The organism is Knoellia sp. 3-2P3 (assembly GCF_029223115.1).
Taxonomy (GTDB): Bacteria; Actinomycetota; Actinomycetes; order Actinomycetales; family Dermatophilaceae; genus Pedococcus_A.
This window is the reverse complement of sequence record NZ_JARGZE010000003.1, coordinates 293,145-317,128: the sequence shown is the minus strand read 5'-3', so window position 1 is coordinate 317,128 and position 23,984 is coordinate 293,145. Positions and strand designations below refer to the sequence as shown.

The following is a 23,984-nucleotide window of genomic DNA, read 5'->3' as shown; positions in this document are numbered from 1 at the left end:
CGGGACGGGTCTAGAACGGTGGCTGTACGTCGATGGGCATCGTGCCTACGCCTTCGGCTGGAGTCGTCGACGAAGGGCGTCCCGCGGGGCCGGTTCTCGACGTCCGAGCCGATACGCTCGACACCGTGAGGCTGGTGATGGTCCCGGCCGGGCAGCGCGTCGGTGGGGCACGCCGATGACGCCGCTGGAGCGGGTGCGAGGGCTCTGCACGGCCTTCCCTGCCACCGAGGAGCGGACGAGCCACGGCGAGCCCACCTGGTTCGCCGGCGGCCGGAAGTCCTTCGTCATGTATGCCGACCACCACCACGACGACCGCGAGGCCTTCTGGGCGGCCGCGCCCGACGGTGCGCAGGAGGCGCTCGTCGCCGAGGACCCGACGCGCTACTTCCGCCCGCCCTACGTGGGCACCCGCGGCTGGGTGGGCGTCTACCTCGACGTCGCGGACGTCGACTGGGAGCGCGTCGAGGAGATCGTCGACGACGCCTGGCGCTCGGTGGCCCCGAAGCGCCTGATGGCCGAGCTCGACGAGGCGGCCGGGGCGCCCGCGGAGGGGCGCCAGGGCTCGCACTAGGGTCTGAGCGTGACACGCGCGACCGGCATCGGATCCTGGCCCGGCACCGACCTGCGCGAGGCGCTTCGCACGGTTCACGGCCTGCTCGCCGAGGAGGGCCTGCCCTACCTCCCTGAGGTGCCCGCACGCGGCCCCGGCGCCGACATGATCGGGCGGGCGGCCGGTCTGCTGGCCGACCTCGCCGTCGACCTGCAGCCGTCGGGATGGCGCTTCGTCGACCGTCCCGGCAGGGATGCGCAGCGCACCGCCTCCTTCTGGCGCCGCGACCTCGACGACCTCGCCGAGGTGTTCGACGGCTACGCGGGCGAGCTGAAGGTGGCCGTCGCCGGCCCGTGGACCCTCGCCGCCGGTGTGCGCCTCCACCGCGGCGAGCGGGCGCTCGCCGACGAGGGGGCGGTGCGCGACCTGGTGGAGTCGCTCGCCGAGGGGATCCGCAGGCACCTCGCCGACGTCGAGCGGCTGGTGCCCGGGGCCGCGGTGGTGCTCCAGGTCGACGAGCCGTCGCTGCCGGCCGTGCTGGCCGGGCGGCTGCCGACCGCCTCGGGCTACGGCCACCTGCGGCCGGTCGACCCGCAGGTCGCGCGGCAGGGCCTGGAGCAGGTGCTCGCCGCCGCGGGGGAGCGCGGCACGGTGCTGCACTGCTGCGACCCCGGCATACCGCTGCCCCTCCTGCGCTCGACGGGTGTCGGCGCCATCGCCCTCGACACGACCTCCCTGAACCCCGCCCGGTGGGAGTCGGTCGCGGCGACCGTCGAGGGCGGCACCACGCTGTATGCCGGGTGCCTGCCGACCGATGGCAGCGGCACCACCGCGGGGGCGTGGCGGCAGATCGTGCAGGCCTGGCAGAGAACGGGGTTACCGCTGTCAGGGCTCGCTGACATCGTGGTGAGCCCGGCCTGCGGACTGGCCGGGCTCACACCGGCGGGGGCCCGCGACGTTCAACGGTCGGCCGTCGAGGTGGCCAGAGAACTGTCCGAGCGAGCAGCGAGTTAGAGCCGAGAGCCGAGGAGCCCATGACGACCGCCGCACCCCCTGTCCTGCCGGTCCCGACAGTCAAGGTCGCGCGGGTGCCCTGGCAGGTGAAGTTCCTGCTCCTGGCGGGCATCTGGGGCTCGAGCTTCCTGCTCATGAAGATCGGGCTGCGCTCGCTGGCGCCCCTGCAGATCGCGAGCCTGCGCATCCTCGCCGGGGTGTCCGCGCTGCTCGTCCTGCTCTCCGTCACCCGCGGCACCCTCCCGCGGGGCCGCCGCGTCTGGGGCCACCTGATGGTGACCGGCTTCTTCCTCGGCACCCTGCCGTTCTCGCTCTTCGCGGCGAGCGAGGAGCGGGTCTCCTCGGCGCTCGCCGGCATCGGCAACGCGACGACGCCGCTCGCCACCGTGCTCTTCGGGCTGCTCCTGCTGCCGGCGGAGCGCCTGCCCGGGCGGAAGCTCGCGGCCGTGCTCGCGGGGTTCGTCGGGGTGCTCGTCATCCTCCAGCCCTGGCAGGCCCTCGGCCGCCCCGACCCGGTCGGGTTCGGCATGACCCTGGTGGCCGGCGCCTCCTACGGCGTGGGCTGGACCTACGTGCGCCGCAACCTCGCCAAGGCCGACCTCGGCGGACTGGCCATGCCCACCGCGCAGCTCCTCGCGTCGTCGGTGCAGATCGTCGCCGTGCTCCTGCTGTGGTGGGCGCTGAACCGCGACGGGTACGCCGCGCCCTGGTCGGTGCGGCCCGACGCCACCGCCGACTCCGCGCTGTGGCCGCTCCTGGCGGTGCTCGCCCTCGGCGTGGTCGGCACCGGCCTCGCCTACGTGCTGCAGTTCGACGTGGTGCGGGCGGCCGGCGCGACGGTCGGCGCCACCGTGACCTACCTGATCCCGGTGGTGTCCGTGGTGCTCGGTGTGGCGCTGCTGGACGAGCGGCTGGCCTGGCCGCAGGTGCTCGGCGCGGCGATCGTCCTCGGCTCCGCCGTCGTCATCGGCCTGCCGGCCCGACGCCGCACGTCCCCAGCCGGCTGACGGCACCTGCGCGCACGACTGCGCCACTGACCCAGCCAGCGGATCAGTGGCGCAGCCGGCGCAGCTCTCAGCGGGCGGCTCAGCCCTCGGTCGACGACCTCTGCTCGGCAGCGGCCTCCTCGGTGGCCTCCAGCCGAGCAGCCGCGGGCGCCTTGACCTCCCGCCGGAGGATCTTGCCCGTCGGTCCCTTCGGCAGTTCGTCCATGGTCCAGACCACCCGCGGGTACTTGTAGGCGGCGATCCGCTCCTTGACGAAGTCTCGGACGTCGTCGACGGTCGTGCCGGAGCCGGGCTTGAGGGCCACCGCGGCGCCGATCTCCTCGCCCATCAGCTCGTCCGGGATCGCGACGACCGCGGCCTCGAGCACATCAGGGTGCTGGTAGAGCACCTCCTCCACCTCGCGCGGGTACACGTTGAGGCCGCCGCGGATGATCATGTCCTTCTTGCGGTCGACGATCGTGTAGTAGCCGTCCTCGTCGACGGTGGCGAGGTCGCCGGTGCGGAACCACCCGTCGGGGATCGCCTCGGCGGTCGCCTCGGGCTTGTTCCAGTAGCCCTTCATGACGTTGTCGCCGCGGATCGCGATCTCCCCGACCTCGCCGACCCCCACGTCCCTGCCGTCGAGGTCGACCAGCTTCATCTCGCAGCCGGGGATGGCCCGGCCGATGGTGCCCGCCTTGGTGGGACGGTCGGGCATGTTGAACGAGGCGACCGGGGAGGTCTCCGACAGGCCGTAGCCCTCGAGGATCTGGCAGCCGAACTTCTCCTCGAAGGCCCGCATGACCTCGGCCGGCATGGCCGAGCCGCCCGAGACGCAGGTGCGCAGGCTGGAGGCGTCGGCGCTGTCCGCGCTCGGGTGGTGCAGCATCGCGGCATACATCGTGGGCACGCCCTGGAAGATGGTCACCTTGTCGCGCGCGACGACCTCGAGGGCCTTGGCGGGGTCGAACCGGGGGATGAGGGTCAGGGTGGCCCCGCAGACCGTCGCCGCGTTGAGGCCGCAGGTGAGTCCGAAGACGTGGAAGAGCGGCAGGCAGCCCATGACCACGTCGTCCGGGCCCATCTGCATGATGTCGGACGCCGAGCGCATCGCGTTCAGGTGCAGGTTGCTGTGCGTCAGCTCGGCGCCCTTGGGCTTCCCCGTCGTGCCCGACGTGTAGAGGATGACGGCGGTGTCGTCGTCGTCGCGGTCGACCGGTGCCAGCAGCGGCTCCCCGGGCGGGAGGTCCTCCTCGCTGGGCCCCATCGGCCCGCTCGCGATGACCTGGGTGCCGGGGTTGGCAGCGCCCTTGACGGCCTCCTGCATGAAGTCGGGCCAGACGAAGGAGAAGGACGCCCCGGAGTCGGTGAAGAAGTACTCGACCTCCTGGGCCTTGAGCAGCGGGTTCATCGGCACGACGATGCCGCCGGCGAGGAGGGTGCCGAAGAAGAGGATCGGGTAGGCGGGCACGTTGGGCAGGATCAGCGAGACCCGGTCGCCGGGTTTCAGCCCGGCCTCCCGCAGCGCCCCCGCCGCCCTGCCCGCCAGCTGGTGGAGCTGGCTCCAGGTCAGCTCGGCCGCGTCGAGCTTGATCGCCACCACGTCGGGGTGGCGCTCGGCGGTGCGGACGAGGTTGCTGGCGAGGTTGGTCATCGGGGCTCCTTCGCGTCGACGCTGACCGCGCCCATCTTGGTTGCTGGGCACGCGGGTTGGCTACCCATCGGTAGAAGCAGCTGTCGGAGGTCTGCGGCAGGATGGGCGCGTGAGCGAGATCGTGAGCGAGGTGCCGCAGGAGCTCCACCACGAGTGGGTCGACCTGGCCCAGAAGGCGGCGGAGGCGCAGTTCAACTACTACGTCAAGGACGCGCCGACGATCAGCGACGCCGAGTACGACGGGGTCATCCGGCGCCTGACGGAGCTGGAGGAGGCCTACCCCTCGCTGCGCACCCCCGACAGCCCGACCCAACAGGTGGGTGGCACCTTCTCCACCGACTTCGCGGCGGTCGACCACCTCGAGCGCATGCTCAGCCTCGACAACTGCTTCAGCCCCGAGGAGCTGGCGGCGTGGGCGGCCCGCGTCACCCGTGACGCCGGGGGCGCCGACTTCCACTACCTCAGTGAGCTGAAGATCGACGGGCTCGCCGTCAACCTCCTCTACGAGAACGGGCGGCTGGTGCGGGCGCTCACCCGCGGCGACGGCCGCACCGGCGAGGACGTCACCAACAACGTCCGGACCATCGAGCACATCCCGCACAGGCTCGCCGGCACCGACCACCCCGCCCGCGTGGAGATCCGCGGCGAGGTCTACTTCCCGCTCGAGGCCTTCGCCGACCTCAACGCCTCGCTCGTCGAGGCGGGCAAGGCGCCGTTCGCCAACCCGCGCAACTCGGCCGCGGGATCGCTGCGGCAGAAGGACCCCCGCGTCACGGCGAGCCGTCCGCTGCACATGCTGGTCCACGGCATCGGCTACCGCGAGGGCTTCGAGCTGACCCGGCAGTCGCAGGGGTACGAGCTGCTGGCGCAGTGGGGCCTGCCGGTCTCCTCGCACTACCGCGTGCTCGACACCGTCGAGCAGGTGCAGGAGTTCGTCACCTACTACGGCGAGAACCGGCACAGCGTCGAGCACGAGATCGACGGCATCGTCGTCAAGGTCGACGAGCTGGGGGTGCAGCGCGCGCTCGGCTCCACGTCCCGGGCGCCCCGGTGGGCGATCGCCTACAAGTACCCGCCCGAGGAGGTCAACACCAGGCTCCTCGACATCCAGGTCAACGTCGGGCGCACCGGCCGGGTCACCCCGTTCGGGGTCATGGAGCCCGTGGTCGTGGCCGGGTCCACCGTCGAGATGGCCACGCTGCACAACGCCCACGAGGTCAAGCGCAAGGGCGTGCTCATCGGCGACACCGTGGTGCTGCGCAAGGCCGGCGACGTCATCCCCGAGATCCTCGGTCCGGTCGTCGCGCTGCGCGACGGCAGCGAGCGCGAGTTCGTCATGCCGACCCACTGCCCCTCCTGCGGCACGAAGCTCGCCCCCCAGAAGGAGGGCGACAAGGACATCCGCTGCCCCAACGCGCGGTCTTGCCCCTCACAGCTGCGCGAGCGGGTCTTCGGCCTGGCCAGCCGTGGCGCGTTCGACATCGAGGCCCTCGGGTGGGAGGGCTCCATCGCCCTCCTCGAGTCCGGGGTCATCGACGACGAGAGCACGCTGTTCGGGCTGACCGAGCAGGACATCGCCCGGGTGCCGCTCTACACCCGCGCTGCCAAGAAGACCGACCCGCCGGAGACCGTCGTCGACGGCCGGGTCCTGTCCGCCAACGGCAAACGGCTCGTCGCCAACCTCGAGACCGCCAAGGAACAGCCGCTGTGGCGGGTGCTCGTCGGCCTGTCCATCCGGCACGTCGGGCCCACCGCGGCCCGGGCGCTGGCGCAGCACTTCGGGTCGATGGACGCCATCCGCGGCGCCAGCCGCGAGGAGCTGGCCGGGGTCGAGGGGGTCGGGGGAGTGATCGCCGACTCCGTGCGCGAGTGGTTCGACCTGCCCGAGAACGACTGGCACCTGCGCATCGTCGAGCAGTGGGCCAAGGACGGCGTCCGCATGGAGGACGAGCGCGACGAGTCGGTCGAGCAGACCCTGTCAGGTCTCACCGTGGTCGTCACCGGCTCGCTCGAGGGCTTCTCCCGCGACGAGGCCAAGGAGGCGATCCTGGCCCGCGGAGGCAAGGCGGCCGGCTCGGTCTCGAAGAAGACCGACTACGTCGTGGTGGGGGAGAACGCCGGCTCCAAGGAGGACAAGGCGCGCGAGCTCGGGCGCCCGATCCTCGACGAGGCCGGCTTCGTGCGGCTGCTCGAGACCGGCCGGCCGTGACCACCACCGAGGGCCACCTGCCGTGATCACGCCCGAGACCTACCTGCGCTACTGCGACGAGGCGCTGGTGGCCATGCGCGACATCGTGGTCGACCTCGGCGACGACCTCGCCAACCGGCGCCCCGACCTGCCCGGCGCCAACAGCCCGTTCGCGATCCTCACCCACTGCCTCGGCGTCTGCGGGCGCTGGGCCTCGACGGTGAACCTCGGCGAGGTCATCCCGCGCGACCGCGACGCCGAGTTCACCGCGACCGGCCGGGTCGCCGACCTCGCCGCCGACACCGACCGGCTGCGCGAGGCCTTCGCCGGGTGGGTCGCCGCTGCGCGGCCGGGTATGCCGCCGGTGAACCCGCCACCGGAGGACGACGCGCCGACCACCCAGGGCGAGGTGCTGCTCCACGTCTACGAGGAGCTCGCCCAGCACCGCGGGCAGCTGGAGGTCACCCGCGACCTGCTCCTCTCGACCGCCGGGTAGCGGAGGAGGTCGCCGGTTCGGGGGAGGGCTCCCGCTGCCGTAGGCTTGCTGTTCGTGGCAGTCGACTTCACCCAAGAGATCAAAGAGCTCCGCGCGACCATGGACTCGGTCCGCGGCGTCACCGACCTCGACGCCCTGCAGGCCCAGATCAGGGACCTGGAGGCCAAGGCGTCGGCGCCGGACCTCTGGGACGACCCCGACGCGGCCCAGCAGGTGACGTCGGCGCTCTCGCGCGCCAACGCCGAGCGCGACCGCGTGGTGGGCATGGACTCCCGCATCGACGACCTCGAGACCCTGGTCGAGATGGGCACCGAGGACGGCGGCGACGCCGAGACGATCGCCGAGGCCGAGCGCGAGCTCGTGGCCATCAAGAAGGCCCTCGGCGAGCTCGAGGTGCGCACGCTGCTCTCCGGCGAGTACGACGAGCGCGAGGCGGTCGTCACCATCCGCGCCGGTGCCGGCGGCGTCGACGCGGCAGACTTCGCCGAGATGCTGATGCGCATGTACCTGCGCTGGGCCGAGCGGCACGGCTACCCGACGAAGGTCATGGACACCTCCTACGCCGAGGAGGCCGGCCTGAAGTCGGCCACCTTCGAGGTCAACATCCCCTACGCCTACGGCAACCTCTCCGTCGAGGCCGGCACCCACCGCCTCGTGCGGATCAGCCCGTTCGACAACCAGGGCCGGCGCCAGACCAGCTTCGCGGCGGTCGAGGTCATCCCGCTCATCGAGCAGACCGACCACATCGAGATCCCCGAGAACGAGATCAAGGTCGACGTCTTCCGCTCCTCGGGTCCCGGCGGCCAGAGCGTCAACACCACCGACTCGGCGGTCCGCATGACGCACATTCCCACCGGCATCGTCGTCTCGATGCAGAACGAGAAGTCGCAGATCCAGAACCGCGCGGCGGCGCTGCGCGTCCTCCAGTCCCGGTTGCTGCTGCAGCGCCAGGCCGAGGAGGCCGCCGAGCGCAAGGAGATGGCCGGCGACGTGAAGGCCAGCTGGGGCGACCAGATGCGCTCCTACGTCCTGCAGCCCTACCAGATGGTCAAGGACCTGCGCACGGAGCACGAGGTCGGCAATCCCAGCGCGGTCTTCGACGGCGACATCGACGACTTCATCGAGGCGGGCATCCGCTGGCGCAAGGAGCAGCAGAAGGCGAACGCCTGACCCCGGTCTCGTCCACTCGGTCACAACGCAACGCCGAGGGGGCCGGGCTGCCGGGTTTGCGGTGATCCGCGACCTATCCTCGACGATGCCCCCCGCGTGGCCCACGGTCCCCCAATGACCTCAGGGACAGGCAGGGGTGCCGCCGAAGTCCCCGAGCCGTGAAGGCCGTCAGCCCGCATGATCCGTTTCGAGCACGTCACCAAGGTCTACCCGCGCTCCTCGCGCCCTGCGCTGCACGACATCAACCTCGAGGTGAACCGCGGCGAGTTCGTCTTCGTCGTCGGGCAGTCCGGCTCGGGCAAGTCCACCCTGTTGCGCCTGGCGCTGCGGGAGGAGCAGGCGACCAGGGGCTCGGTGCTGGTCGCCGGCCATGAGCTCGGGCGCCTGCCGCACCGCAAGGTGCCCCGCCTGCGCCGGGAGATCGGCACGGTGTTCCAGGACTTCCGCCTGCTGCCGAACAAGACCGTCTACCAGAACGTCGCGTTCGCGCTCCAGGTGCTCGGCAAGTCCAGCCACGCCATCCGACAGGTCGTGCCCGAGACCCTCGAGATGGTGGGACTCGCCGGCAAGGAGAAGCGCTTCCCCCACGAGCTGTCCGGCGGCGAGCAGCAGCGCGTCGCCATCGCCCGGGCCTTCGTGAACAAACCGGCGATCCTGCTCGCCGACGAGCCCACCGGCAACCTCGACCCCACCAACAGCCTCGAGATCGTGCGGCTGCTCGACAGGATCAACCGGACCGGCACCACGATCGTCATGGCCACCCACGATGACGACATCGTCGACCAGCTGCGCAAGCGGGTCGTCGAGCTCGCGGGCGGCGAGGTCATCCGCGACGAGAACAAGGGCGTGTACGGCGCGGCGCGCTGACCGCCGCCCCGCACAGGACCCGCGCACCGGCACACCAAAGACACCCGAGCACACGAGAGACCCCACTGATGCGACTGCAGTTCATCCTCAGCGAGATCTGGATCGGTTTCCGGCGGAACCTGTCCATGGCCATCTCGGTGGTGCTGGTGACCATGGTCTCGATGTACCTGCTCGGCCTCGGACTGCTCGCCCAGCGCCAGGCCGACACCTTCAAGGGCTACTGGTACGACCGCGTGCAGGTGACGATCTTCATGTGCACCGAGGACTCCGGTGAGCCCGCCTGTGACAAGAAGGCGGTCACCGAGGAGCAGAAGAACGCGATCAAGGCCCAGCTCGACCAGATGCGGCCGCTCGTGAAGAACGTCTACTACGAGTCCGAGCAGCAGGCGTTCGACCGGTTCCAGAAGCAGTTCCGCAACAGCCCGCTCGCCGGCAACGTCCGGGTCGGCGACATCCCGCAGAACTTCCGGGTCCAGCTGAGCGACCCGACCAAGTACGAGGTCATCGTCAGCTCCTTCGAGGGCGCGCCGGGCGTCGGGACGGTCCAGGACCAGAAGAAGGTGCTCGACAAGTTCTTCAAGGGCATCAACTACATCACCATCTTCTCCTTCGTCCTCGCGGCGCTGATGGTGCTCTGCGCGGTGCTGCTGATGGCGACGACGATCCGGCAGGCGGCGTTCAGCCGGCGGCGGGAGACGGGGATCATGAAGCTGGTCGGCGCGTCGAACTTCACGATCCGGTTCCCGTTCATGATGGAGACGCTCATCAGCGCCCTGCTCGGCGCCGCCGCGGCGACCGGCCTGCTGTGGGCGACGGCCAACTACGGCTTCAACCGGTACCTCAACCAGCTCATCCTCGACCAGGCGTTCATCGGCGTCTCCGACGTCTGGGCGATCACGCCGTGGATGGCTGCCGGTGTCGCCGTGCTCTCCATCGGCACCTCCTGGGTCACGCTGTGGCGCTACCTGCGCGTCTGACCCGCCCGGCCCGAGTGGCCGTCCACGCGGGGGAGCGCTCGGACGAAGGGGCCGGATCCGACCCCAATGCACCCAAACCGATGGTGTCTGTGTTACCAATGTGGCCTATGAGTGCGAACCAGCCCCGCCGCGCCATGCCCGGACGCGTGCGCCTGCTGACGGCGGGCACCGCGCTCGCCTGCGCCTTCACGCTCATGTCGCCGCCGCTGGGGGCCACGGCGGCCGACCCCAAGGACCAGAAGCGCAAGGTCGACCGCGAGATCGCCCAGCTCAAGGAGGACCTGCACGAGACGTCGGCGGACCTCTCGGCGGCCTACATCGCGCTGCGCCGCACGCAGGCGGCGCTCCCGGCCGCCCAGGCGAAGCTCGACAGGGCCAACGCCGCCCTGGCCAAGGCGGACCAGCACAACGACGCGATGGCCCTCGCCCTGCAGGTGGCCCGGGCCAACGAGGCACGCGCCGTCGACGCCCTGGCCAGGACCGACGCCGAGATCGCCGACACTCGCGCGCGGGTGGCCCACTTCGCCGCCCAGATGTACCAGGACCAGGGGATGGGCCAGCTGTCGGTGGCGCTCAGCGCGACCAGCCCCGACGACTTCGCCACGAAGATCGCGATGGCCGACACGGTCATGAGCGTGCAGAACAAGTCGCTGGACCGACTCTCGACGGTGCAGGCCGCCGCCACGGCGCAGAAGGCCCACGTCGAGGCCCTGCGCCGCGACAGCGCCCGCGCCAAGGTGGCCGCCGAGAAGGCGCTCAAGGCGGCGGCGGGTGCCCGCGCACAGGCGTCGGCCGCCAAGGTGCAGCTCGATCGCCTCGCCGCGCAGCAGAAGGCCCAGGCCGCCAGGGTGGCCGCCCGCAAGGCCGCCGAGCAGCGCAGGCTCACCGGCATGCAGGCGGAGTCCAACCGCCTCAAGAAGGTGCTCGCCGCCAGGGCCCGCGCCGCCAAGATCGCCGCAGCGCGCGCCCGGGCCGCCCGCGAGGCGGCCGCCCGGGCCGCCGCCCGCAAGGCCAAGCGCCGCTACGTGCCGCCCCCGCCCCCGGCGGCGAAGCCCTCGGGCGGTTTCCTCTCCGCCCCCAGCAACGCCCCGGTGTCCTCCGAGTACGGCATGCGCTACCACCCGGTGCTGAACTACTGGCGCCTGCACGCCGGCCGTGACTACGCCAACAACTGCGGCACCCCGATCTTCGCAGCGGCCTCGGGCACGATCATCTCCGCGGGTGTCGCCGGCGGCTACGGCAACCAGCTGGTGGTCGACCACGGCGTGCACAGCGGCGTCTCCCTGGTGACGACCTACAACCACCTGTCGGACTTCGCCCGCACGGGCGGCCACGTCGGCCGTGGCCAGGTCATCGGCTACGCCGGCACCACGGGCACCTCCACCGGCTGCCACCTGCACTTCGAGACCCGCGAGGACGGAAACCCCGTCGACCCGCGCAAGTGGCTCTGACCCCGGCCTGAGAACGGCGCAGCGGCAGCAGGCCACGAACAGGTAGCGTGGCCCCGCACGGCACACCGCTGTGCACGCAGGACGCGAGAGCAGAGGCAGGACAGGGCAGTGGCCAAGGAGCAGGGGCGCAAGCTCGTTGCGAGCAATCGCAAGGCGCGCCACGACTACCTCATCGAGGACACCTACGAGGCGGGCGTCGTGCTCACCGGCACCGAGGTGAAGTCGCTGCGCATGGGCCGGGTCTCCCTCGTCGACGGCTACGCCACCTTCTACGGCGACGAGCTGTGGCTCGAGGGCGTGCACATCCCCGAGTACCTGAACGGGACGTGGACCAACCACACCCCAAGGCGGCGGCGCAAGCTGCTGCTCAACCGGGTGGAGCTGGACAAGCTGGCGGCCAAGACCCGTGAGAGCGGGCACACGATCGTGCCGCTCTCGCTGTACTTCAAGGACGGCCGCGCGAAGGTGGAGATCGCCCTCGCCAAGGGCAAGAAGGCCTACGACAAGCGGCACGCCCTGCGCGAGAAGCAGGACCAGCGGGAGGCCCAGCGCGCGCTGCACTCCCGAGGGCGGGACCACTGAGGGTGCGCGCAGCGGGGGGATCGCCGGGCCACAGCCCGGCCGGTGTGCCGCGGGTGCGCCGTGGCGGGGTGCGGTTCGGTGCCGTGCTGGCCCTCGTGCTCGCGGTGGCCGCGCTCGTGGCGGGCCCCGCGTCAGCGCTCCCGGCCGACGACAGGGCGACCCGCTTCCACGTCGACTTCGAACTCAACGCCGACGGCTCGGTCGACGTCACCGAGAACATCACGTGGCAGTTCCCCAGCGGGGAGGAACGCCACGGCATCGAGCGACTCATCAAGGTGCGGGCCGGCTACCAGGACCGCGGGGACACCTACCGGGTCTACGAGATGAGCAACGTCTCGGCGCAGTCACCGAGCGGGGCACCCGACGACGTCTCCGTCACCACGTTCGGTGCCTTCGACCGCATCCGCGTGGGCGACCCCGACCGCACCGTCTCCGGCACCCAGACGTATGTCGTGCGCTACACCCTCGCCGACTACCTGAACGGTTTCGACGACCACGCCGAGTTCTACTTCAACCTGGTGGACCCCTCGAACGAGGACACCTACGAGAACGTGTCGGCGACGGTCCACGGACCCGCACCGGTCGACCGCACGGACTGCTTCTTCGGCGAGCTGGGGTCGACGCAGCGCTGCAGCTCGACGCCGGGGGAGACGGCCCAGTTCTCGGCGGGCACGGTGCCGCCGCAGCAGGGCGTCTCGATCCTGGCGTCCCTGCCCCGCACCGCGTTCGGCGCGCTCGAACCCGCCCTGCGGGAGGGTGCGGTGACCGAGGACGGGACGGTGGTCACCTCCAGCACCGCCCGGGCGCTCGGTGCGCTCAGCATCGGGGCCGGCGTGGCCCTGCCCGTGCTCGCCACCGCGCTCATGGGCTACCTCGTCTGGAGCCGCGGCCGCGACGAGCAATACGCCGGGATCACCCCGGGGCTGAGCCCGGGCGTCGGCCAGCAGCACCAGGTGGTGCGGGGCCGGACCGCGCCCGTCGCCGTGCAGTTCACGCCACCCAAGGGTGTGCAGCCCGGCATGCTCGGCACGATCGTCGACGAGCACGCGAACACCGTGGACGTCGCCGCGACGGTCGTCGACCTCGCCGTGCGCGGCCACCTGAGGCTCGAGGAGACCGAGAGCGGCCTGTTCGGCCGCACCGACTGGCGCCTGACCCGCACGGCGAGCACCCGCGAGGGGGAGGCGGCCCTCCACCCGTACGAGATCAGGCTGCTCGAGGGCATCTTCTCGAGCAGTGACGACGTGCTCCTGTCCGGGCTCAAGAACCGCTTCAAGCCCACGCTCGAGAGCGTGCAGGCCGGCATGTACGACGAGGCGGTGCGCCGCGGCTGGTTCCGCCGGTCGCCCGAGGCCCAGCGCAGGGTCTGGACCGGCCTGGGTACGTTCATGGTCTTCGGCGGCGTCCTCGCCACCTTCTGGTTCGGCTCCGGGCTGTCGGCCCTGCTGGCCGGGAGCGGGTTCCCGGTGTCGCCGGCAGCAGTGCTCGCGGGCGGCGTGGTCGTGGCGGGCGGCATCTTCTGGCTGCTCGGCCGGCGGATGGCGGCCCGCACCGCCGAGGGCAGCGCCGTGCTGGCGCAGTCGCTCGGCTTCCGGGAGTACCTCGTGAGGGCGGAGGCCTCCCAGATCCGCTGGGAGGAGGCCCAGGACATCTTCAGCCGCTACCTGCCCTACGCCATCGTCTTCGGGGTGGCCGAGAAGTGGGCCGAGACCTTCGAGCAGGTGGCTGCCGCCGCGGCGGCAGCCGGGCACACCGTGGCGTCGCCGTGGTGGTACAGCGGGCCGCACGGCTTCGGCAGCTTCAGCAACCTGGCGTCCGGGATGGACTCCTTCGCCACGAGCGCCGGTGGCACCTTCACCAGCACCCCGGGCTCGTCGGGCACTAGCGGGTTCTCCGGCGGTGGCGGGTTCTCCGGCGGTGGCGGAGGCGGCAGCTCCGGCGGCTCCTGGTAGGTCCTGTTGCGCGCGAAGGGGCCGGGTCCACGCGGACCCGGCCCCTCGGCATACGGCTGGTCAGTTCTTGAAGGCGTCCTTGACCTTCTCGCCGGCCTGCTTCAGGTCGGCCTTGGACTGGTCCATCTGGCCCTCGGCCTCGAGACGCTCGTCGTCGGTGGCCTTGCCGGCGGCCTCCTTGGCCTTGCCCTGCATGTCCTCAGAGGTGTTCTCGATCTTGTCGCCGAGTCCCATGGCACTCTCCTTCGAGCTCGTCCGGTTTCTGGTCGGCGCCGGGCCCTCGTGGAGCCGGCGCCACCGCCACGTTAACCGCGAACCGGACGAACGGCTCGTCGAGACCGCGGCGGTCAGCCCACGACGAGCAGGAGGTCACCGCCCTCGACCTGCTGCTGCGACCCGATGGCGAGCCGCTTGACCGTGCCTCCCACCGGGGTCGTGATGCTGGCCTCCATCTTCATCGCCTCGATGGTGGCCACGACGGCCCCGGCCTCGACCGTGGCACCCTCCTCGACGGCGAGGCTGACCACCCCGGCGAACGGCGCCGCGACCTGCCCCTTGTCGGACGGGTCGGCCTTCTCGGCGGCCCGCACCTGCACCGCCACGGACTCGTCGCGCACCTGCACCGGGCGCAGCTGCCCGTTGAGGGTGCACATCACCGTGCGCATGCCGCGCTCGTCGGCGTCCGAGACCGCCTGCAGGCTGAGCAGCAGGCGCTTGCCCGGCTCGAGGTCGACCTCGTGCTCGACGCCGATCTCGAGCCCGTGCAGGAACTCGCGGGTGCCGAGGACGGCGAGGTCGGAGTACGCCTCGCGCGAGCGCGCGAAGTCCTTCGTCGGGCCGGGGAAGAGGAGCCGGTTGAGGGTCTGGCGTGGCTGGAGCCGCAGCGCCTCCTCGTCCTCGGGGGACAGCTCGGTCACGCGCGGCTTGGCCGTGCGGCCCTGGAGGGCCTTGGTGCGGAACGGCTCCGGCCACCCGCCGGGCGGGTCGCCGAGCTCGCCGTTGAGGAAGCCGATGACCGAGTCGGGGATGTCGTATGCCGTGGGGTCGGCCTCGAAGTCGTCCGGGTCGGCACCGGCGCCCACCAGCGCCAGGGCGAGGTCGCCCACGACCTTCGAGCTGGGGGTCACCTTGACGATGTTGCCGAGGATCCGGTTGGCCGCGGCATACGTGTCCTCGATGGACTCGAAGCGCTCGCCGAGGCCGAGGGCGATGGCCTGCTGACGCAGGTTCGACAGCTGGCCGCCGGGGATCTCGTGGGTGTAGACGCGTCCGGTGGGGGAGGGCAGCCCGGACTCGAACGGCGCGTAGAGGTGGCGCACGGCCTCCCAGTAGGGCTCGAGATCGCAGACGGCCTGCAGGTCGAGCCCGGTCGCCCGGTCGGTGCCGTCGGTGGCCGCGACCAGCGCCGACATCGGCGGCTGGCTCGTGGTGCCCGACATGGAGGCGCTCGCCACGTCGACCGCGTCGACGCCGGCGTCGATGGCAGCCAGCAGCGTGCCGAGCTGGCCACCCGCGGTGTCGTGCGTGTGCAGGTGCACGGGCAGGTCGAACCGCTCGCGCAGTGCGGTCACCAGTGTCCTGGCGGCCGGTGCCCTCAGCAGGCCGGCCATGTCCTTGATGGCGAGGACGTGGGCGCCCGACTCGACGATCTGCTCGGCGAGGCGCAGGTAGTAGTCGAGCGTGTAGAGCTTCTCGCCGGGGCTGGTGAGGTCGCCGGTGTAGCACAGGGCCACCTCGGCCACCGCCGTGCCGGTGTCGCGGACCGCCTCGATCGCCGGGCGCATCTGGCCCACGTCGTTGAGGGCGTCGAAGATGCGGAAGATGTCGATGCCCGTGCGGGCGGCCTCGTGGACGAAGACGTCGGTCACCTTCGTCGGGTACGGGGTGTAGCCGACGGTGTTGCGTCCGCGCAGGAGCATCTGCAGCGGCAGGTTGGGCATGGCCTCGCGGAGGGCGGCGAGGCGGTCCCAGGGGTCCTCGGAGAGGAACCGCAGCGCGACGTCGTAGGTGGCGCCGCCCCAGGCCTCCACGCTGAGCAGCTGCGGCGTCATCCGGGCGACGTGCGGGGCGACGTGCAGCAGGTCGCGGGTGCGGATCCGGGTCGCGAGCAGCGACTGGTGGGCGTCGCGGAAGGTGGTGTCCGTGACGGCGACGGCGGCCTGCTCGCGCAGCGAGCGGGCGAAGGCCTCCGGGCCCTGGCGCAGCAGGCGGTCGCGCGCCCCGGGCGGCGGGGGGACCTCGCGGTCGAGCGGGGGCAGCTTGCCGCGCGGCGAGACCCGGGTGCGGGCGGGGCCGTGCGGCTGGTTGACGGTCACCTCGGCGAGGTAGGTGAGCAGCTTCGTGCCGCGGTCGGCCGGCACGCGGGCCGTGCGCAGCTCGGGCCGCTCGTCGATGAAGGAGGTGCTCAGGCGCCCGGCCTGGAAGTCCGGCTCCTCGAGCAGGGCCTGCAGGAACGGGATGTTGGTGGTCACGCCGCGGATGCGGAACTCGGCCAAGGCCCTCCGGGCCCGTCGCACCGCGGTGGGGAAGTCCGCCCCGCGGCAGGTGAGCTTGACCAGCATGGAGTCGAAGTGCGCGCCGATCTCGGCGCCGACGAAGACGGTTCCGCCGTCGAGGCGGACGCCGGCACCACCAGCGGAGCGGTAGGTCGTGACCCGGCCGGTGTCGGGCCGGAACTCGTTGGCCGGGTCCTCGGTGGTGATCCGGCACTGGAGCGCGGCGCCGCGGATCCGGAGCCGGTCCTGCGACAACCCGAGGTCGGCCAGGGTCTCGCCGCTGGCGATGCGCAGCTGGGCGCCCACGAGGTCGACGTCGGTGATCTCCTCGGTGACCGTGTGCTCCACCTGGATGCGGGGGTTCATCTCGATGAAGACGTAGCGGCCGTCCGGGGCGAGGAGGAACTCGACCGTGCCGGCGTTGACGTAGCCGATCTCGCGGGCGAAGGCGACGGCGTCGGCGCAGATGCGCTCCCGCAGCTCGGGGTCGAGGTTGGGGGCGGGTGCGATCTCGACGACCTTCTGGTGCCGTCGCTGCACGGAGCAGTCGCGCTCGAAGAGGTGGATGACGTTGCCGGCGGCGTCGGCGAGGATCTGCACCTCGATGTGGCGGGGGCTGACCACGGCCTCCTCGAGGAACACGGTCGGGTCGCCGAAGGCCGACTCGGCCTCGCGCATGCACGCCTCGATGGCCTCGCGGAGGTCGTCGGCGCGCTCCACCCGGCGCATGCCGCGGCCGCCCCCACCGGCGACGGCCTTGACGAAGACCGGGAAGCCGATCTCGCGGGCGGCGGCCTCGAGGGCGTTGACATCGGTGCCCGGCTCCGCGCTGCGCAGCGTGGGCAGCCCGGCCTTCTTCGCCGCAGCGATGGCTCGCGCCTTGTTGCCCGTCAGGTGGAGCACACTCGCCGGGGGGCCCACGAACGTGATGCCGTGGGCGGCGCACTCCTCGGCGAGGTCGGGGTTCTCGCTGAGGAACCCGTAGCCGGGGTAGACGGCGTCCGCGCCGGCGTCGACGGCCGTGCGGACGACCGCCCGGGGGTCGAGGTAGGCGCGCACGGGGTGTCCCTGCTCGCCGATCTGGTAGGCCTCGTCGGCCTTGAGGACGTGCTCGGACTTGCGGTCCTCGTAGGGGAAGACGGCGACGGTCTTGGCCCCGAGCTCGGTGGCGGCTCGGAATGCGCGGACGGCGATCTCGCCACGGTTGGCGACGAGGACCTTGCTGAACACGGGGGACCTCCGGGGGCTCGGCGAGCGTGCCTTCGGAATCCTAGTGAGGTATTTCGCCACGTGAGATGTCGAGACCGCGATGCGGACCGGGTCGCCTCGTCGGAAAGGACGGCGCTCTCTGCGCGAAATGGCGTAGAACGCAGGCCCATCGACTCTGGGGGCACGTTACCGGCCAGTAGAGGCTGGTAGTGGACCGAGAGCCGCCGTGCGGCACTGGCCACCCAGGGCTCCCGGCCCACGGTGCCGTCCGGCACCGGTCGTTGGGAAGGGGGCGTCATGAGAGAAGGACAGACCGCCCCGGCGGTCTTCACGTTCCACCTGACACGCCAGGTCGTGCTGGTGGCGCTGCTCGGGGTCGTCGCGATCGTGGTGGGGCTGCTGGCCCCGCTGTCGGCGCGGGCCGGGGACAACCAGGGAGGCGGGGTCGACCCCAGCGCCAAGCCCTGGATCTGCCACCCGGTGGAGGGTGCCGGTGAGACCGGCGACGGCTGGAATCTGGTCGACCCGGACAAGGACTCCTCGCACATCGACGAGGCGACCGGGGTCGGCCAGCACGCCCGCAAGGACGGCAGCACCGACAGGTATGCCGTGTGGAACGGCACCTCGTGGACGTGCCGGGGTGGGCCGACCAGCCCGACGACGGGGACGACGTCCGAGCCGAGCGAGACGACGTCAGAGCCGACGGAGACCGCCACGGAGCCGACCGGGACGACGAGCACCGAGGCACCGGAGACGGGTGCCACCGAGCCGCCGACCACCTCCACCAGCCCGGCACCTTCGGGGACCCCGCAGGAGGCCGCCAGTGAGGCGCCGACGACTCCCGGCCGCGCTGCGCCGGAGATGGGCACGGTTGAGGAGAACGTCGTGCCCAGGGCCCAGACCGACGGTGCCGACCTGGTCGGCGCCGGTGGGGGGCAGGCTGGCCGGACCGGCCTGCAGGCGACGCTCGTTGGTGCCGGGGTGCTGCTGCTGGTCGCCAGCGGTCTGCTGTCGGCGCGACGGCAGCGGGCGCAGGAGTAGCCGGCGGTGAGGGTCGGCCGGCACCGCTCGTCCGGTGGCAGGACTGCCGCCGCCACGGCCCTGGTGGCGGCGGCAGCGGCCCTGCTGGCCACCTCCCCGCTGCAGCTGCGCGCCCGCACCGAGCCCACCGGCATACCGGTTGCCGCGCCGACCGCCGGGGCCGCCACGGTGGCTCCGGCGCCGCCACCGTCCTTCTCCCGGCCGGCGGAGGAGTCGAGGACCTTCGTGCCCCAGAGCCCGCCGACCGTGGTCGAGGCGCCGTCGATCGCCCTCCGCGCCACGGTGAGCCCGTACACGGCGGCCGAGGTCGCGGCGAACGGCGGAGCGGTCGAACCCACCACGCTGTGGACGGTGTCGTGGTGGACCGGCGGCGGGACGCCGGGGAGCCACGCCGACAACACGGTCTACCTGTACGGCCACACCTGGCGGGAGCCGGCGGTCTTCAACCGCATCAAGGAGCTCGAGAAGGGCGCGTCGGTCTTCCTGGCCACGCGCACCGGACGCCTGGAGTACGTCGTGGAGGGAACCTTCACCGTGGCCAAGCAGGCGCTCGACGACCACCCGGCGGTCCGTGCGGCGCGGCCGGGGCGCCTCGTGCTGATCGGCTGCTACCGGGAGACCGGGCTCGAGGACGACACGACGCACAATGTCGTGGTCACCGCCCAGCTCGCCGGTGCCTGAGGGCCGTCCCGGTGCCGGCCCGGAGGGTCACCCCTGTGACCTATCGGGGCTGAGCCGGTCGTAGAACGAATGCCTCTGTGCCTGTTTCGCGACCCCCGCGGAGCCTGAGTGGTGGGCCGAGTGCCGCCGGAGCGGCGTCCAGGCCGCCCAGGGCCCCGGTCCCGGTGCCGTGCACCGGTCGTCTCGGAAAGGGGGACGTCATGCACAACCATCAGGCCACCCCGGTGGTCTACAGATTCCGTCCCACACGCGCAGCGCTGACAGCTGGGCTCGCGGGACTCATCGCCGTCGCCTTCGGTCTCATCGCGCCGCTGTCGGCGCAGGCCGGCGGGCCAGGCGGAGGTGACAGCGGCACGCAGGGGGCCTGCTACGCAGGCGACCGCAACAACGACAAGGCGGGCTACAACGCCTCCACGCAGGCCGGCGACCCCGGGAGCTGCGAGGACAAGGCGGACAAGGGAAAGCCGAGCCACAGCACGACCTACTCCGACAACGCGGAGGACAAGGACAAGCCGAAGTCGCACCCGACGACGGAGACCAAGGCGTCGGACGAGGCCACGGATGACAAGAACGGGGCCAAGGACGACAAGGACAAGGCGACGTACGACGAGCACGACAAGGCGACGTACGACGAGCACGACAAGGCGACCTCCGACAAGGAGGACCACGACAAGGCCAAGGACGAGAAGTCCGAGGACGACAAGACCAAGGACGAGAAGGCGACCCACGACGAGGAGGACCGCGACAAGGCCAAGGACGACAAGGCGACCCATGAGGAGGACCACGACAAGGCCAAGGACGACAAGAAGGACGAGGACGAGGCCAGGCACGAGGACGACCGCGACAAGGCCAAGGACGACAAGAAGGACGAGGACGAGGCCAGGCACGAGGACGACCGCGACAAGGCCAAGGACGACAAGGACGACAAGGACGACAAGGAGGACGAGGAGGAGACCAGGACTCAGACGGCCACCGAGACGGTCACCGAGACCGCCACAGTGACCGAGAGCCCGGACACCGGGGCCTTCACGCCGCCCGCGAGCGAGCCAGCGGCAGCGCCGGGACCCCCGCAGGAGGCCGCCAGCCTCCCGAGCCAGCCCCCGGCAGGTCAGGCGGAGGTCGGCGCGCTCGCCGGGAACGTGGTGCCCCAGGCTGCGACCGACGGGGCCGGCCTCGTGGGAGAGGACGACGGCTGGAGCAGCGCGCAGTCCGCGCTGGTCGCTGTCGGTGCCTTCCTGCTCATAGCCGCTGGGCTGCTCTCGCTCCGGCGCCGCACGAACAGCTGAGGCGTCTCCGGGCAGCCAGCCCGTGGACAACGACCAGCCCATGAGGACGAGCAGGCACCGGCCACGCGGCCGGACTGCCGCCGCCACCCTCCTGGTGGCGGCGGCAGTCGCCCTGCTCGCCGTCATTCCGCTGCGCCTGCGGGAGCAGGCCGAGTCCGCCGACACACGCGCGGCCGGGGCGGTGAGGACGGCCGGTGTGGCGTCTGCTCCGCCCGCCGCGCCGCCGTCCTCCCCTCGGCCAGCGGCCACGTCCCGCCCGTTCGTCCCGCCGAGCGCCCCTCGCGTGCTCGAGGCGCCCTCTATCGGGCTCGCCGCCAAAGTCACCCCGTACACCCCTGAGCAGGTCGCCGAGCAGGGCGGAGCCGTGGATCCCTCAAGCTTGTGGGCGGTCGCCTGGTGGACCGGAGGCGGCACGCCCGGCAGCCACGCCGACAACACCGTGTACCTCTACGGGCACACCTGGAAGGAGCCGGCCGTCTTCAACCGCATCAAGGAGCTCGAACCGGGGGAGCCGGTGTTCGTGACGACCCGCACGGGCCGCCTGCGCTACGTCGTCGACGACGTGTTCACCGTCGACAAGATCGCCCTCACCGACCACCCCACCGTCGTGGAGCGCAGACCCGGCCGCCTCCTGCTCCTCGGCTGCTACCGGGAGACCGGCCGTGAGGAGCACACCACACGCAACGTCGTGGTCGTCGCCCACCTGGGAACCGGTTCCTAGTCCTCCTGCAGGAGCGCAGGCCGACCCCTTTCACCCTTCTGTCCTACGCAGATAGCTGCAGGACGCCCTACCGCCGATGTGTCTGTGTCTCATCCCTCCGTGGGCAGACGCTGGGCACGGTCAATGGCCACGTCGTGGCCAGGGGCGCGCGGGGCGTCGCGGTGGCGCCGCGCCAGCAGTTGTCTACGAAAAGAGGGGTGCCATGCAGGACTCAAGGGCCACAGCCGTGGTCTACGCGTTCCGTCCCACACGCCCGGCCTTGCTCATCGGGCTGGTGGGACTCATCGCGCTCGTGCTGGGGTTCGTCTCGCCTGCCCAGGCAAGCGGGAACTCCGGACAGGGCGGCAACGACGACAAGCCGTGGATCTGCCACCCCGTCGAGGGCAACGGCGAGCTCGGCAACGGGTGGAACCTGATCGACCCGGACAAGGCCTCCCGTCACATCGACGAGAAGACCGGCAAGGGGATGCACACCCGCAAGGACGGGAGCACCGACCGGTATGCCAAGAAGGTGGACGGCAAGTGGGTCTGCAAGGACCGTGACGACGACGATGACGACGACGGCGGCAAGGACGACGACGACAAGCGGTGGGTCTGCCACCCGGTCGAGGGCAAGGGCGAGCTCGGCAACGGGTGGAACCTGATCTACCCGGACGACGCCTCCCGCCACATCGACGAGGAGACCGGCAAGGGGATGCACACCCGCAAGGACGGGCGCACCGACAAGTACGCCAAGAAGGTGGACGGCAAGTGGGTCTGCAAGGACCGTGACCGCGACGACGACGATGACGACGACAAGGAGACGCCGAAGCCCACCGAGACGAGCACGCCGACGCCGAGCACGCCGCCGACGACTCCGGAGAGCCCCGACACCGGCGCCACCCCGCCGGCCACGAGCAGCCCGACCGTGCCCGAGGAGGCTCCGGTCGAGCCCGAGGTGGGTGCACTGCCGCCCAACGTGGTCCCCGCTGCCCAGACGGATGGCGCTGACCTGCAGGGTTCCTACCAGCCGCAGCCTGGGCTCGTCGGCGCCGGTGCCCTGCTGATGCTGGCCGCCGGCCTGCTGTCCCTCCGGCGCCGGGCCACCGAGTAGTCCAGCCCTTGCCGTGAGAGCACGCGTGAAGCGGCGCTACGGCCGCACGGCCGCCGTCACCGTCCTGGTGGCGGCGGCCGTCGCGCTGCTCGGCATCAGCGCGCCTCAGGTGCGCCTGGCCTTCGGGCTGGAGCCGAGCACCTCGGCGCCCGGTCCGGAGCGGGCGGCAGACGAGGTGACCGACGGCCTGGCGGCCGGTTCGGCACCCGCGCCGCCGCAGTCCTTCTCGCGCCCCGCGGACGAGTCGCGCCCGTTCGTGCCGCCGAGTGCGCCACGTCTGCTCGAGGCGCCTTCCATCCGGCTGAGGGCGGACGTCACGCCGTACACACCGGCCGAGGTCGCCGCGCACGGGGGCGCGATCAAACCCTCGACGCTGTGGGACGTCGCGTGGTGGACCGGTGGGGGCACGCCCGGCAGCCACACCCAGAACACCGTCTACCTCTACGGCCACACCTGGAAGGAGCCGGCCGTCTTCAACCGCGTCAAGGAGCTCGAGCGCGGGGACGCGGTCTACGTGACCACGCGCACCGGCCGCCTGCGCTACCTCGTGGACAGCTCCTTCACCGTGCTCAAGACCGACCTCACGAAGACCCCCACCGTGGCGGCCGCGATCCCCGGCCGCTTGCTGCTCCTCGCCTGCTACCGCGCGACGGGGCGCGAGGAGCAGACCACGCGGAATGTCGTCGTCATTGCCCATCTCGCGTAAGGTGTCGCCCCGTCCGAGGCAAAAGGGACGGTTTGCGAGGTTTGAATGGCACGGCACAGCGCCCACCCGGGTGCCGGTAAGCGACGACTCGTGGGGGCAGCGGCCGTAGCCGCGCTCCTCGTCGGAAGCGGGAGCGCGGTCCTGGCGTTCGGACGCGACGACACCGCTCCGAGCGCCCACCCCAGCCCGGCGACGTCGCCCACCGAGGCGACAGCGGCACCCACGACGACCCCCACCACCGCGACGCCGACCACCACGAAGGCCAAGCCCAAGGCGAGCCCCGAGCCCAAGGCCACGCCTGCGCGCACCACCACCGCGCCGGCCCGGGCTGCCTCGCGGACCACTGCGCCCAAGCCGGTCCAGGCAGCCCCCAAGCCGTCACCGCGGACCACCACCCCGCGCACCACGAGCGCGCCGAAGCCGTCACCGAAACCGGTCGCAACCTCCAGCGGGGTCGCCGCGCAGGTGCTCGCCCTCGTCAACGACGAACGCGCCAGGGCCGGCTGCGGCGCGGTCTCCAGCAGCTCGGCCCTGCAGCGGGCCGCCCAGGGCCACAGCGCCGACATGGCCGCGAACGACTACTTCTCCCACACGAGCCAGGACGGCCGGTCCTTCTCGGACCGCATCCGGGCCACGGGATACGGCGGCGGAGCCATCGCGGAGAACATCGCGGCCGGCCAGTCGACCGCCGGCGCGGTCATGAAGAGCTGGATGAACAGCCCCGGCCACCGTGCCAACATCCTCAACTGCTCTTACCGCCACCTCGGGGTCGGCTACGCCAAGGGTGGCTCGTACGGCCACTACTGGACGCAGGACTTCGGCGGCTGACCGGCCATCGGCGCCACTGCGGGCCGCTCCCCAGACA

At 71.7% G+C, this 23,984-nt stretch carries 21 protein-coding genes; 18 read left to right on the top strand and 3 right to left on the bottom strand.

The genetic code is table 11. The features are described from left to right. The first annotated feature begins 175 nt into the window (after positions 1–175). Genes P0Y31_RS11665 through P0Y31_RS11655 form a run of 3 tightly spaced genes read left to right on the top strand, consistent with a single transcriptional unit; the run spans position 176 to position 2,571 of the window. A complete protein-coding gene (locus tag P0Y31_RS11665) occupies positions 176–571 on the top strand; it encodes an MmcQ/YjbR family DNA-binding protein (RefSeq protein ID WP_275869520.1) in 396 nt (131 codons plus the stop codon). A gap of 9 nt (positions 572–580) precedes the next feature. Next, positions 581–1,564, top strand: coding sequence for a methionine synthase (locus tag P0Y31_RS11660; protein WP_275869518.1), 984 nt, complete (start codon positions 581–583; stop codon positions 1,562–1,564). A gap of 20 nt (positions 1,565–1,584) precedes the next feature. After that, positions 1,585–2,571 carry a DMT family transporter gene (locus P0Y31_RS11655; protein ID WP_275809411.1) on the top strand — a complete coding sequence of 329 codons (987 nt, stop codon included), beginning with the start codon at positions 1,585–1,587 and terminating at the stop codon, positions 2,569–2,571. 79 nt (positions 2,572–2,650) lie between these two features. Here the strand turns inward: P0Y31_RS11655 and P0Y31_RS11650 are convergent, their stop codons facing one another. After that, entirely contained in the window at positions 2,651–4,204 is a 1,554-nt protein-coding gene (locus P0Y31_RS11650) for a long-chain fatty acid--CoA ligase (protein WP_275869516.1), read from the bottom strand. Between the two features lie 109 nt (positions 4,205–4,313). On the opposite strand from P0Y31_RS11650, the gene ligA reads away from it, so the two are divergent. The 8 genes from ligA to P0Y31_RS11610 all read left to right on the top strand — a co-directional run bounded on the left by ligA (position 4,314) and on the right by P0Y31_RS11610 (position 13,887). Further along, the gene (gene ligA / locus P0Y31_RS11645) at positions 4,314–6,413 is read left to right on the top strand and encodes an NAD-dependent DNA ligase LigA (protein ID WP_275869514.1); all 2,100 of its coding nucleotides are present in this window, start codon (positions 4,314–4,316) and stop codon (positions 6,411–6,413) included. A 22-nt stretch (positions 6,414–6,435) separates the two neighbouring features. Next, the gene (locus P0Y31_RS11640; protein WP_275869512.1) at positions 6,436–6,888 is read left to right on the top strand and encodes a DinB family protein; all 453 of its coding nucleotides are present in this window, start codon (positions 6,436–6,438) and stop codon (positions 6,886–6,888) included. Positions 6,889–6,942: 54 nt separating this feature from the next. After that, the gene (prfB, locus tag P0Y31_RS11635; RefSeq protein ID WP_275869510.1) at positions 6,943–8,058 is read left to right on the top strand and encodes a peptide chain release factor 2; all 1,116 of its coding nucleotides are present in this window, start codon (positions 6,943–6,945) and stop codon (positions 8,056–8,058) included. A gap of 177 nt (positions 8,059–8,235) precedes the next feature. Continuing rightward, positions 8,236–8,925 (top strand): cell division ATP-binding protein FtsE, encoded by a 690-nt coding sequence (gene ftsE, locus P0Y31_RS11630; RefSeq protein WP_275809396.1) that lies wholly within the window; start codon positions 8,236–8,238, stop codon positions 8,923–8,925. A gap of 68 nt (positions 8,926–8,993) precedes the next feature. Then, entirely contained in the window at positions 8,994–9,902 is a 909-nt protein-coding gene (gene ftsX / locus P0Y31_RS11625) for a permease-like cell division protein FtsX (RefSeq protein WP_275869508.1), read from the top strand. A 107-nt stretch (positions 9,903–10,009) separates the two neighbouring features. Further along, positions 10,010–11,353, top strand: coding sequence for a M23 family metallopeptidase (locus P0Y31_RS11620; RefSeq protein WP_275869506.1), 1,344 nt, complete (start codon positions 10,010–10,012; stop codon positions 11,351–11,353). A 108-nt stretch (positions 11,354–11,461) separates the two neighbouring features. Further along, complete coding sequence (smpB, locus tag P0Y31_RS11615) at positions 11,462–11,935, top strand: SsrA-binding protein SmpB (RefSeq protein WP_275869504.1); 474 nt, start codon at positions 11,462–11,464, stop codon at positions 11,933–11,935. A gap of 44 nt (positions 11,936–11,979) precedes the next feature. Continuing rightward, the gene (locus P0Y31_RS11610; RefSeq protein ID WP_275869502.1) at positions 11,980–13,887 is read left to right on the top strand and encodes a DUF2207 domain-containing protein; all 1,908 of its coding nucleotides are present in this window, start codon (positions 11,980–11,982) and stop codon (positions 13,885–13,887) included. A gap of 60 nt (positions 13,888–13,947) precedes the next feature. Here P0Y31_RS11610 and P0Y31_RS11605 read toward each other — a convergent pair whose 3' ends face one another. Together P0Y31_RS11605 and P0Y31_RS11600 are read right to left on the bottom strand one after the other, a co-directional pair. Continuing rightward, positions 13,948–14,121 (bottom strand): CsbD family protein, encoded by a 174-nt coding sequence (locus P0Y31_RS11605; RefSeq protein WP_275809380.1) that lies wholly within the window; start codon positions 14,119–14,121, stop codon positions 13,948–13,950. Between the two features lie 113 nt (positions 14,122–14,234). Next, complete coding sequence (locus P0Y31_RS11600; RefSeq protein WP_275869499.1) at positions 14,235–17,612, bottom strand: pyruvate carboxylase; 3,378 nt, start codon at positions 17,610–17,612, stop codon at positions 14,235–14,237. 276 nt (positions 17,613–17,888) lie between these two features. Between P0Y31_RS11600 and P0Y31_RS11595 the strand changes: the two genes are divergently transcribed. The 7 genes from P0Y31_RS11595 (at position 17,889) to P0Y31_RS11565 (ending at position 23,947) form a co-directional block, all read left to right on the top strand. After that, on the top strand, positions 17,889–18,632 hold the full coding sequence (locus tag P0Y31_RS11595) for a hypothetical protein (protein ID WP_275869497.1): 744 nt from the start codon (positions 17,889–17,891) through the stop codon (positions 18,630–18,632). A 6-nt stretch (positions 18,633–18,638) separates the two neighbouring features. After that, the gene (locus tag P0Y31_RS11590) at positions 18,639–19,313 is read left to right on the top strand and encodes a class F sortase (protein ID WP_275869495.1); all 675 of its coding nucleotides are present in this window, start codon (positions 18,639–18,641) and stop codon (positions 19,311–19,313) included. A 200-nt stretch (positions 19,314–19,513) separates the two neighbouring features. Beyond that, complete coding sequence (locus P0Y31_RS11585) at positions 19,514–20,599, top strand: hypothetical protein (protein ID WP_275869493.1); 1,086 nt, start codon at positions 19,514–19,516, stop codon at positions 20,597–20,599. Between the two features lie 40 nt (positions 20,600–20,639). Beyond that, on the top strand, positions 20,640–21,320 hold the full coding sequence (locus P0Y31_RS11580; RefSeq protein ID WP_275869491.1) for a class F sortase: 681 nt from the start codon (positions 20,640–20,642) through the stop codon (positions 21,318–21,320). A gap of 202 nt (positions 21,321–21,522) precedes the next feature. Continuing rightward, positions 21,523–22,413, top strand: a complete 891-nt coding sequence (locus P0Y31_RS11575) for a hypothetical protein (protein WP_275869489.1) — start codon at positions 21,523–21,525, stop codon at positions 22,411–22,413. 13 nt (positions 22,414–22,426) lie between these two features. Further along, the gene (locus P0Y31_RS11570) at positions 22,427–23,119 is read left to right on the top strand and encodes a class F sortase (RefSeq protein ID WP_275869487.1); all 693 of its coding nucleotides are present in this window, start codon (positions 22,427–22,429) and stop codon (positions 23,117–23,119) included. Positions 23,120–23,164: 45 nt separating this feature from the next. Next, positions 23,165–23,947 (top strand): CAP domain-containing protein, encoded by a 783-nt coding sequence (locus P0Y31_RS11565; RefSeq protein WP_275869484.1) that lies wholly within the window; start codon positions 23,165–23,167, stop codon positions 23,945–23,947. The last annotated feature ends 37 nt before the right edge of the window (positions 23,948–23,984 follow it).